Source organism: Streptomyces sp. NPDC056503 (genome assembly GCF_042794995.1).
Classification (GTDB): domain Bacteria; phylum Actinomycetota; class Actinomycetes; order Streptomycetales; family Streptomycetaceae; genus Streptomyces.
Map to the genome: position 1 here is coordinate 1 of NZ_JBHTST010000189.1, position 9569 is coordinate 9569.

Annotated in this window: 7 protein-coding genes; 1 reads left to right on the plus strand and 6 read right to left on the minus strand. The window is 72.5% G+C overall.

The genetic code is table 11. The features are described 5' to 3' along the window. Positions 1-89 precede the first annotated feature (89 nt). From ACFQ8C_RS34340 to ACFQ8C_RS34365, 6 genes are all read right to left on the minus strand, one after another. Positions 90-830 carry an alpha/beta hydrolase gene (locus ACFQ8C_RS34340; RefSeq protein ID WP_383465451.1) on the minus strand — a complete coding sequence of 247 codons (741 nt, stop codon included), beginning with the start codon at positions 828-830 and terminating at the stop codon, positions 90-92. Positions 831-1012: 182 nt separating this feature from the next. Further along, complete coding sequence (locus ACFQ8C_RS34345; protein ID WP_383465453.1) at positions 1013-2050, minus strand: LacI family DNA-binding transcriptional regulator; 1038 nt, start codon at positions 2048-2050, stop codon at positions 1013-1015. A 92-nt stretch (positions 2051-2142) separates the two neighbouring features. Further along, on the minus strand, positions 2143-3945 hold the full coding sequence (locus ACFQ8C_RS34350) for a glycoside hydrolase family 43 protein (RefSeq protein WP_383465455.1): 1803 nt from the start codon (positions 3943-3945) through the stop codon (positions 2143-2145). A gap of 30 nt (positions 3946-3975) precedes the next feature. Beyond that, positions 3976-4890, minus strand: a complete 915-nt coding sequence (locus ACFQ8C_RS34355; protein ID WP_383465457.1) for a carbohydrate ABC transporter permease — start codon at positions 4888-4890, stop codon at positions 3976-3978. Positions 4891-5025: 135 nt separating this feature from the next. Continuing rightward, complete coding sequence (locus ACFQ8C_RS34360) at positions 5026-5982, minus strand: carbohydrate ABC transporter permease (protein ID WP_383465459.1); 957 nt, start codon at positions 5980-5982, stop codon at positions 5026-5028. Positions 5983-6223: 241 nt separating this feature from the next. Then, positions 6224-7504: an extracellular solute-binding protein gene (locus ACFQ8C_RS34365; protein ID WP_383465461.1), complete on the minus strand. Its 1281-nt coding sequence runs from the start codon at positions 7502-7504 to the stop codon at positions 6224-6226. A gap of 345 nt (positions 7505-7849) precedes the next feature. Between ACFQ8C_RS34365 and ACFQ8C_RS34370 the strand changes: the two genes are divergently transcribed. Next, the gene (locus ACFQ8C_RS34370) at positions 7850-9433 is read left to right on the plus strand and encodes an endo-1,3-beta-xylanase (protein WP_383465462.1); all 1584 of its coding nucleotides are present in this window, start codon (positions 7850-7852) and stop codon (positions 9431-9433) included. The last annotated feature ends 136 nt before the right edge of the window (positions 9434-9569 follow it).

A 9569-nucleotide genomic window follows, 5' to 3' on the forward strand; every position in this document is an offset into this window, starting at 1 on the left:
CCCGCGTGCGGGGCGGGCGACGGCCCGGGCCGACGGGCGGCGGCGGTCACGGGTCGCGGGGATCCCGTCGCCCACCGGCCGGCCCGTGGCTAGCGCAGATGCCGGGCCAGGAACCGGGCCGCGGCGTCCCCCGCGTGCTGCGGGACGCCGGTGTGACCGCCCATGTGGGCGTTCAGGGACTTCTCCGCGGAGCCGAAGGCGTCGAAGAGGTCCAGGGCGGCCTGCCGGTCGTTCCCCTCGTCGTCCCACTGCAGCAGGACGTGGAGCGGGATGGTCACCCGTCGCGCCTCGTCGAACATGGCGCGTGGCACGAAGCTCCCGGCGAACAGCACGGCGGCCGAGAGACGCGGCTCGACCACCGCCAGCCGGACGCCGACGGAGATCACGCCCCCGGAGTACCCGACCGGGCCGCCGATCCCGGGCAGCGCGAGGAGGGCGTCCAGGGCGGCCTGCCACTCCGGGACCGCCCTGTCGACCAGCGGGAGGATCAGGGCGTCGACGATGTCGTCGCCGACCGGCTCGCCGGCTTCCATGACCCGGCGCAGATCGGCGCGGGCCCGGTCGGCGGCGGGCCAGCTGGGCCGCTCGCCGCTGCCGGGGAGTTCGATGGTGGCCGTGGCGAAGCCGTCCGCCGCGGACCGGCGGGCCCGGTCCACCAGTCGGGGGTACATCCGGCGCAGCCCGAGAGGGGGATGGCCGAGGAGGATCAGCGGCACCGGCGCGGAGGGGGAGGCGGATGCGGGCGTCCACAGGATGCCGGGGATCTCGCCGAGGGTGAAGGAGCGTTCGAGGACGTTGTCGTCGAGGAGCTGTTCGGAGGTGAAGTGCACGGTCGTGCCTTTCGGGAGTGCGTCGGAAACGGCGCTCCCGGACGACGACCTATCGCCCGACCGTGACCCCGGAGGAGAGCACCCACGTATGTACGTTCACGGGTACCACCTCCTCGTTCTCTCGCACGGCCTCCGGCAGGTTAGCAGAACGGCGGGCGCCGCCCCCGGCGTGCGGGGCCGGGTCAGGCGGGCGGCGCGGTGCTGCCCCGGACCACGAGCCGGGTGGCGAGTTCGACGCGGAGGTTCTCGACGTGTTCGCCGTCGATGATCCGGAGGAGGGTGTTCGCCGCCATGGCCGCCATGTCGAACAGCGGCTGGCGCACGGTGGTGAGCGGTGGGTGGGTCCAGCGGGCGACGGGCAGGTCGTCGAAGCCGACGATGCTCACGTCCTCGGGGATCCGGTACCCCCGGGCTCGCAGTTCCTCGAAGGCGCCGAGGGCCTGGAGGTCGCTGGCGGCGAAGAGCGCGGTGGGCGGCTCCTCCCCCGCCGCCGCGAGGGCGTCGAGCAGCCGGGAGGTCTCGCGCCGTCCCGAGGCGTCGTCGAAGTCGCCGTACGGGACGAAGCCGGCCGGTACGGGCAGCTCGGCCCGCTCCATGGTGGCCCGGTAGCCGTCGGCGCGGGCGCGGCTGCACAGCAGCTGCCGGGGTCCGGCCAGGTGGGCGATGCGGGTGTGGCCGAGCTCGATGAGGTGCTCGGTGGCGCCGACCGCGCCGGCCCAGTTGGTGGCGCCGACGGTGGGGACGAGGGCGTCGACGTGGCCGACGGGGTCGACGAGGACGAAGGGGACGTCCATCGCCGTGAGGCGCCGGCGCTGCTGCGGGGTCAGCTCCGAGACGACGAGGATGGCGCCGTTGCTGCGGCGGGCGGCGAGCTGGTCGATCCATTCGCGGGTGTCGGCGCTGCGGCCGTGGACGGCGGAGAGCACCATGCCGGCGCCGGCCGCGTGCAGGACCTCGTCGACGCCCCGGATGATCTCGACGGACCAGAGGCTGTCGAGTTCGTTGAGGACGAGGTCGACGACGCTGCCCCTGCGGCGGGCGGGGCGGCGCTGGTAGCCCAGGGCGTCCATGACCGCCTCGACGCGCTCCTTGGTGTCGGCCGACACGTCGGCGCGGCCGTTGAGGACCTTGGAGACCGTGGAGACGGAGACCCCGGCCTCCGAGGCGACCGCGTGCAGGGTGACCCTGCCGCCCTGCGGGTCCGTCCGCTCCTGCGTCATGCCCTGCCTTCCGCTCCTGGGTGTGCCATGGGGTGCCTGTCTCGTGCCTTCCGGAAGGGTAACGGTCGGTGCCGGTCGTCCCCTTCGTGCCGTCAGGGGAGCACGGGCCTGCCGTCGTGTCGTTCCCGGTGGTCGGGCCAGGTGAAGTCGGCGGGGGCGCGGCCTCCGGTGAGGTCCTGGGCGCAGACGCCGGCGAAGGCTCCGGTGAATCCCCACGCCGTGTAGTGGCCGGTGTCCGGGTCGCCCAGGGTGGCGCCCTCGTCGGAGAGCGGGGTCACGTCCAGGGCGTCGCCGGCCGGGATCCAGGCGCCGGTGCCGGCCGGGCGCCAGGCGAACCGGCCCTCGGGGCCGCGCACGGTGAGCCGGAGGTCGAGCGGTCCGTCGCCGACGGACCGGGGCGGCACGGGTTCGGCGTAGCGGCCGTGGGCGCAGGTGCCGAGCCTGATGACGCGGCCCAGTTCGTCGTCCCAGGTGAGGTGGAGGTAGTGCCAGAGCGTGGTGTTGTAGTAGTGGACGAGGCCCGCCATCTTGAGGGGCGAGTCGGGGTGGGCGGTGAGGCGGGTGGTGACGTCGCAGTCGGTGGCCTGCCGGCGGCGGGCGACGAGGCTCTGTCCGTGGGTGGAGCCGAGGGACTGGCCCCCGTACAGGCGCAGTCCGCCGTCGGCGGGCTCGATCCACTCGGGGTCGGGGTGGCGTCGGAGCGTGGACCAGGGGGGAGCCGGCCAGGTCGCGCCGCCGGGGACGGCGGTGGACGGCGGTGGCGGGACGGGGCCGGGGGCGCCCCCGGGGACGGCGTCATAAACGGGTGCGGGGACGGGGACGGGGACGACGGTGCGGGGCAGGGCCTCGCCGCCCGGCAGCGGGGGTTCGCCCGCGAGGCGCGGCCAGCCGTCCGCCGTCCACGCGACGCGCTGGAGCGCGGTCTCGCGGCCGAGGACGCAGGCGCCGCGCGGGGTCAGGGGCCGGGCCGTGAGATGGGCGAGGTACCAGTCGCCGCCGGGCGTCTCGACGAGGCTGCCGTGGCCCGCTTTCTGCAGGGGGGCCTCGGGGTGGTGCCGGGAGGTGAGGAGGGGACCCGCCGGATCGGCTTCGTACGGCCCGGTGACGGCGCGGGCGCGGGCGACGGTGACGGCGTGGTTCCAGGAGGTGCCGCCCTCGGCGGTGAGCAGGTAGTACCAGCCGTCGCGGCGGTAGAGGTGCGGGCCTTCGGTGTGGGCGAGTTCGGTGCCGGTGAAGACGCGGTGGACGGATCCGGTGGCGACGCCCCTCACGCGGTCCCACTCCTGGACCAGGATGCCGGCGAAGGGGTGGCGGTCGGGCCGGTGGTCCCATTCCATCCACAGGGCCCAGCTGCGGCCGTCGCCGTCGGGCCCGTCGTCGTGGAAGAGGGAGGGGTCGAAGCCGTGCGACGGGAAGGGGACGGGGTCGGACCAGGGGCCGTCGAGGCCGGGTGCCGTGGTCACCCGGTTGCGGACGTCCTTGAAGGCCCCGGCGTGACTGGTGACGTCGCTGTAGACGAGGTGGAAGAGGCCGTCGGCGTACGAGAGGCAGGGCGCCCACACTCCGCCGGAGTCCGGCCTGCCCGCCAGGTCGAGCAGGCGCCGTTCCCGGAGCAGGCCGCCGAGGGGCCGCCAGTGCACGAGGTCGCGGGAGTGGTGCACGGTGACGCCGGGGAGCCATTCGAAGGTGGAGGTGGCGATGTAGTAGTCGTCGCCGACGCGGAGGATCGACGGGTCGGGGTGGAAGCCGGGCAGGACGGGGTTGACGAGGACGGGCCCGGAAGGGCCATGGGCGGGCGGGGTCTGCCCGGAGGGGTCCTCGTCCCGTCTCCCGGGGGCCGGCCGGGGGGCGGGGTCCGTGCGGTTCCGGCCGGGGGCGGTGGGCGCGGCGGTCATGGTTCTCTGCTTTCGGGGTGTCGGAAGCGGTCAGCCCTTGACTGCGCCGGCCATGACGCCGGAGACGATCCGGCGGGCGAGGACGGTGAAGGCGACCAGGACGGGGAGGGCCGAGACGACGACGCCGGCGAGCATGAGGGTGTAGTCCGTGAAGTAGCCGGCGGCGAGCTGGTTGAGCGCGATCTGGACGGTTCCGTTCTCCGGGGGGAGCGCGATCAGCGGCCAGAAGTAGTCGTTCCAGGCGAACATGAAGGTGAACATGCCGAGCACGGTCGCCGTGGTGCGGACGCCCGGGACGACGACGTGCCAGTAGGTGCGCAGGAGGCCCGCGCCGTCCATCCGGGCCGCCTCGACGAGTTCGTCGGGGATGTTCTCCTCGACGGCCTGGCGCATCCAGAAGACGCCGACGGCCGAGACGAGGGCGGGCACGATGAGCGCGGAGAGCCTCCCGTACATGCCGAGGTCGGTGACGAGGATGTAGAGGGGGATGACACCGAGCTGGGTCGGCACCATGACGGTCACGACGACGCAGACGAGCAGGGCGCCGCGGCCCCGGAAGCGGAGTTTGGCGAAGGCGAAGCCGGCCAGCGAGGACAGCAGCACGTTGGAGACGGCGGTGGTGCCGGCGACGAGGAAGGAGTTGCCGAGCGCCTGCCAGAAGGCGGAGAGCTCGAAGACGCGCTGGATGTTCTCGATCAGGTGGCCGCCGGGGACGAGCGGCGGGGTGGTGCCGGCGAGGACGGAGTTGTCGTCGTGGGAGGCGACGACGAAGCTCCAGTAGAGCGGGAAGACGGAGGCGGCGGTGACGGCCGCGAGCAGCAGGTAGGCGATCGGGCCCGCCGAGTCCAGCCGCCGGGGTCCTCGTCTGGGCACGGTGCGGAAGAGTCGGCGGTCCGCCGGGAGGGTGGGGGCGGAACGGGGCCGGTGGGGCGCGGAGACGGCCATGGGGGTCCTCTGCGGGCGATGGGGGTACGGCGGGGGTGATGGTGCGCGCGGGTCGGTCTCGGTGGGGGGCGGCTCCGCTCGGCTGTGGGAGCCGGCGGTCCCGGCTGTGCAGCGAGCGGTCTCGGGGCCTGTCGCTCAGCGGCGCTCGGTGCGGCGGGCGAGGAGGAAGTTCAGCGCCGCCACGGCGGCGATGACCAGGAAGAGCACCCACGAGACCGCGGACGCGTAACCGGCGTCGTTGTTGATGAAGCCGTACTTGTAGAGCATCAGGGTGAGCGTCTGGAACTGGTGCTCGGCGCCGCCTTCGGCGTTGCCCTGCTGGTCGAAGAGGAAGGGCTCGGCGAAGAGCTGCAGTCCGCCGATGGTCGAGATGACGACCGTGAAGAGGAGCGTCGGCCGTATGGCGGGGAGGGTCACCTTGCGGAAGGTGAGGAGGCGGGACGCGCCGTCGATGGCGGCGGACTCGTACAGCTCGCGCGGGACGGCCTGCATGGCGGCGAGGTAGATGAGGGCGTTGTAGCCGGTCCATCGCCACATCACCATGAAGCTGATGGCGAGGTGCGAGCTCCAGGTGTCGGCGGTCCAGTCGATGGGGCCGTCGATGACGCCGACGCCCTGGAGGACCCAGTTGACGATGCCGTAGTCACGCCCGAAGAGCTGGGAGAAGACCAGCGCGACGGCGACTACGGAGACGTACTGCGGCACGAGCACCAGGGCCCGCCAGACGGTGCGGGCCCGCAGGTGACGGTCGAGGAGCCAGGCCACGCCGAGGGCGGCGAGGAGCTGGGGGACGGTGGAGAGCACGAAGATGCTCAGGGTGTTGAACAGGGCGGTGAGGAAGTCGGCGTCGTCGAGCAGGCGCCGGAAGTTGTCCAGGCCCACCCACTCCCCTTGCCCCGAGAGCCGGTCCCAGTCGTGCAGCGACACCCAGAAGGTCCGGAGCAGCGGGTACGCGCCGAAGACGGCGAAGACGAGGAAGAAGGGGGCGATGAGGAGGTACGGGGCCACGTTCCGCCCCGGACGCGGTCGGTGCGGGCGCGGGGGTGGCGCCGTCGGGCGACCGTTCGGAAGCGGGCGGGTCTGGACCGCCATGGGTGTCTCCGGGGGGTGAGGGGCGGGTGGGCGGTGGGCCGGGCGGCGTGGGGGTGGGACGGGCCTGGGCGGGGAGGGGCATGGGCGGGGCGGGCGGCGCGGGGGCGAAACCAGGCGGCGGGTGCCGGGCCGGGGCGCGGGGCCGGGCCCAGCAGCGCGGGATCCGCCGCGGTGGGACGGAACCGGATCGGACCGGCGCGGGTTCGCCGCGACTCCGTCGACCGCCCGTCCCCGCTCCCCGTCAGCGCAGGTTCTTGGCGGCTTCCTCGACCGCCCTGTTCCACGCGGCCGAGGGGTCGGCCTTGCCCTGCTCGACGAGCTGCAGGGCGTTGCCGAACGGGATGCGGGCCTGCTGGTCCTTGGTGCCGCGGTAGTTGGGCTTCAGGGACGTGGCCGAGGCGGCGAAGATCCTGCCGGTGGGCGCCTTGGAGAACCACTCCTGCGCGGCTCCCTGGACGTCGGGGTCGGCGAGGACCGGGACGAGGGACGGCAGCGCCCCGACGGGGCCGGTGAAGATCTTCTTCTGGGAGGCGGCCGAGGTGAGGAAGTCCGCCAGCTCGACCGCCTCCTTCACGTGCTTGCCCTGCTTGGGCACAGTGAGGAAGGAGCCGCCCCAGTTGCCGCCGCCTCCGGGCACGGCGGCGATGTCCCAGGACCCGGCGGCGGATTCGCCGGCGGCGGTCTTGATGAGGCCGGTCATCCAGGCGGGGCAGGTCATGGTGGCCATGCGGCCCAGCTTGATGCCGGTGTTCCACTGCTGGCTGAAGGGCTGGAGGTTGGCGGACTGGCCGGTCGCGGTGGCCTCGGCCGTGGCCTCGAAGAACTCCTTGACCTTCGGGTTGGTCTCGCCGATGTACCGGTCGTCCGCGTCGAAGAAGCCGAACTCGGTCTGGTTCATCATCGCCGTGAAGATGTTGCCCGAACTGTCGAACCACGCCTTGTCCTTGACCTTGGAGCGGAACTTCTCGCCGGTGGCGAAGTACGCGTCCCAGGTGGGCCAGAGGGCGGAGACCGCGGCCCGGTCGGTCGGCAGGCCGGCCTGGGCGAAGAGGTCCTTGCGGTAGCAGACGGCGAGACTGCCGACGTCGGTGCCGTAGCCGATCACGAAGTCGGAGGTGCCGAGGGTGGCCTGCCGCCACTTCCAGTCCAGGTACTCGGCGCGCCGGTCGTTCGCACCGTGCTCGGCGAGGTTGACGAACTTCTCCTTCACCGCGCGGAACCTGGGGAGGTAGCCCTCCTCGATGGCGACCACGTCGGCGGCTCCGCTGCCGGAGGCCACCTGTGTCGAGAGCTGGTTGTGGTGCTGGTCGAACTGGGAGATGCGCTCCTTGATCACCACGTGGGGATGGGTGCGCTCGTACTCCTCGATCAGCGGCTTGTAGCCGAAGTCGCTGAAGGTCGCGACCGTCAGGGTGATATTTCCGTCGGCCTCGCCGGAGCCCGAGCCGCAGGCGGACAGGGCGACGAGGGAGACGGCGGCGGAGAACGCGCCGACGGTTCTGCGGACACGGGTACGACCCATGGTGATCCTCCGGGAGGGGGAGACGGGGTGAGCGCCACCAAGGTCACGGAAGACCGAAAACTCTGTCAAGGTTTTCGCGAAAATTCCCGGCAAGGAAATCACCCTCTGACGACTCACCACGTCACACCCTGGCGATACCTCACGAAAATTTTCGTAACGGCAGCCTTCTGACCTGGTCCGGACATCGAAAACTCCGCAGGCCGTTGACCCGGGTCCGCCTCGCCAGCACCATGCGACCGCCACCGGCTCCCGTACGCCGGAGGGCTCCCTGTCCTCGTTCCCCCACGCCCGAAAGGCACCGGCATGTCCTCCACCGCTCCACCCCGAAGGCCCTTCCTCCGCGCCTTGGCCGCCGGCGTCACGACGGCCGCGGCCCTGCTCGCGCTCACGGCTCTCCCCTCCCCCGCCGGGGCGGCCGTCCCGGCCGCGACTCCCGGTCTCCCGCCCGCGGGAAAGGTCAGCCTGGTCCTGGGCCAGGACAGCGACACCCTGAGCGACTACCGCCGGGACGTCCTCGGTGACGCCTCGCTCGGCGCCCCCGCGCCCGGGGCGGTGACCCTCTACACCAACCTGGTCCTCGGCGGATCTCCCGCTCCCCTCGCGGGCATGGACGGGCCGGTCGACTGGGGCGCCGGAACCGTCGACTTCGCACGCACCCTGCGGGAGTACCCCGGTGCCTCGCTCGCCGTCGGCCTCTACCTCTCGGACGCGACGTCGGGCTGCGGCAACCAGCCGCTGCGCGCGATCATCGGCCGTCCCGACGCCGATGTCACCGCCGGGAACCCGAACCTGATCACCCAGTACCGCGCCAAGGTCGACGAGATGGTCAACCGGTTCAAGGCGTACGACCGGGACGTGCTGCTCCGCGTCGGCTACGAGTTCGACGGGCCGTGGAACTGCTACAGCGCCGACTTCTACAAGGAGGCGTTCCGGTACATCAAGGGCCGCATCGACGCGCTCGGCGCCACCCGCGTCGCCACCGTCTGGCAGAGCGCGGCCTGGCCGGTGAACACCCACCCCGACCACCCGGAGTGGAAGTACCTCGTCACCGACCCGGCCCACCTGGACGACTGGTACCCCGGCGACGCGTACGTCGACTGGGTCGGCCTGTCGTCGTTCTACAACTCCCGCTCCGTGCAGGCCCAGTGGGGCTGCGGCGCGTACGACACCGACCCGGTCGGTCTACAGAACCGCGTCCTGGACTTCGCCCGCTCCCACGGCAAGCCGGCGATGGTCGCCGAGGCCGCCCCGCAGGGCTCGCGCACCGGCGCGAAGACCACCAGCTGCATCTTCCGCAACAGTCCGGTGGCCGGCAGCGGCCAGGCGATCTGGGACGGCTGGTACGCCGGCTACTTCGACTGGATCGACCGCAACCGGGACGTGATCCGCGCCGCCGCCTACATCAACACCCACTGGGACGCCCAGACGCAGTGGCAGTGCGCGGGCGGCGCGCAGGCGGGCGGACCCGGTTGCGCGAACGGCAACTGGGGCGACTCCCGCGTCCAGGCCGACCCGACGGTGCTGTCCCGCTTCCTCACCGAGATCAAGAAGTCGACCTGGACGAACGGGACGTCGAACCCGAACCCCACCCCCACCCCGACCCCGACCCCGACGCCCACTCCCACTCCCACCCCGACCCCGACCCCGACATCCGGCCAGCCGGGCTTCACCCAGGGCGTGACCAGCGGTTCCGGCTCCACGATCTGGTTCACCCCGCAGGGGTTCCAGGCCTCCTTCGTCACCGTGCAGTACCGCGTGGACGGCGGCCAGCCGCAGAACCACTTCCTCTCCTACGACTCCGCCGACCGCCGCTGGGAGCTGCCGGTGCAGGTGCCGTCCGGCGCCACCGTCACCTACTTCTTCCACTACCAGCCCACCACCCAGACCAGCCAGATCACCACGCCGACCTACACCTGGAAGGCCTCCTGATCCGGCACCACCGGCCGGGCGCCGGCGCACCCCCGCGTCGGCGCCCGGCGGGGGGAACCACCCCCCCACCCCCACCCCCGACCCCTCCCAATCGAGTTAGGGGACATGGCGAGGAAACGGGTTTGCTGGAACCGCG

What these genes read in the sequence shown, in the direction of transcription:
- ACFQ8C_RS34360 (WP_383465459.1), bottom strand. Translation starts at nt 5,982, where the DNA reads ATGGCGGTCCAGACCCGCCCGCTTCCGAACGGTCGCCCGACGGCGCCA.
- ACFQ8C_RS34355 (WP_383465457.1), bottom strand. Translation starts at nt 4,890, where the DNA reads ATGGCCGTCTCCGCGCCCCACCGGCCCCGTTCCGCCCCCACCCTCCCG.
- ACFQ8C_RS34345 (WP_383465453.1), bottom strand. Translation starts at nt 2,050, where the DNA reads ATGACGCAGGAGCGGACGGACCCGCAGGGCGGCAGGGTCACCCTGCAC.
- ACFQ8C_RS34365 (WP_383465461.1), bottom strand. Translation starts at nt 7,504, where the DNA reads ATGGGTCGTACCCGTGTCCGCAGAACCGTCGGCGCGTTCTCCGCCGCC.
- ACFQ8C_RS34350 (WP_383465455.1), bottom strand. Translation starts at nt 3,945, where the DNA reads ATGACCGCCGCGCCCACCGCCCCCGGCCGGAACCGCACGGACCCCGCC.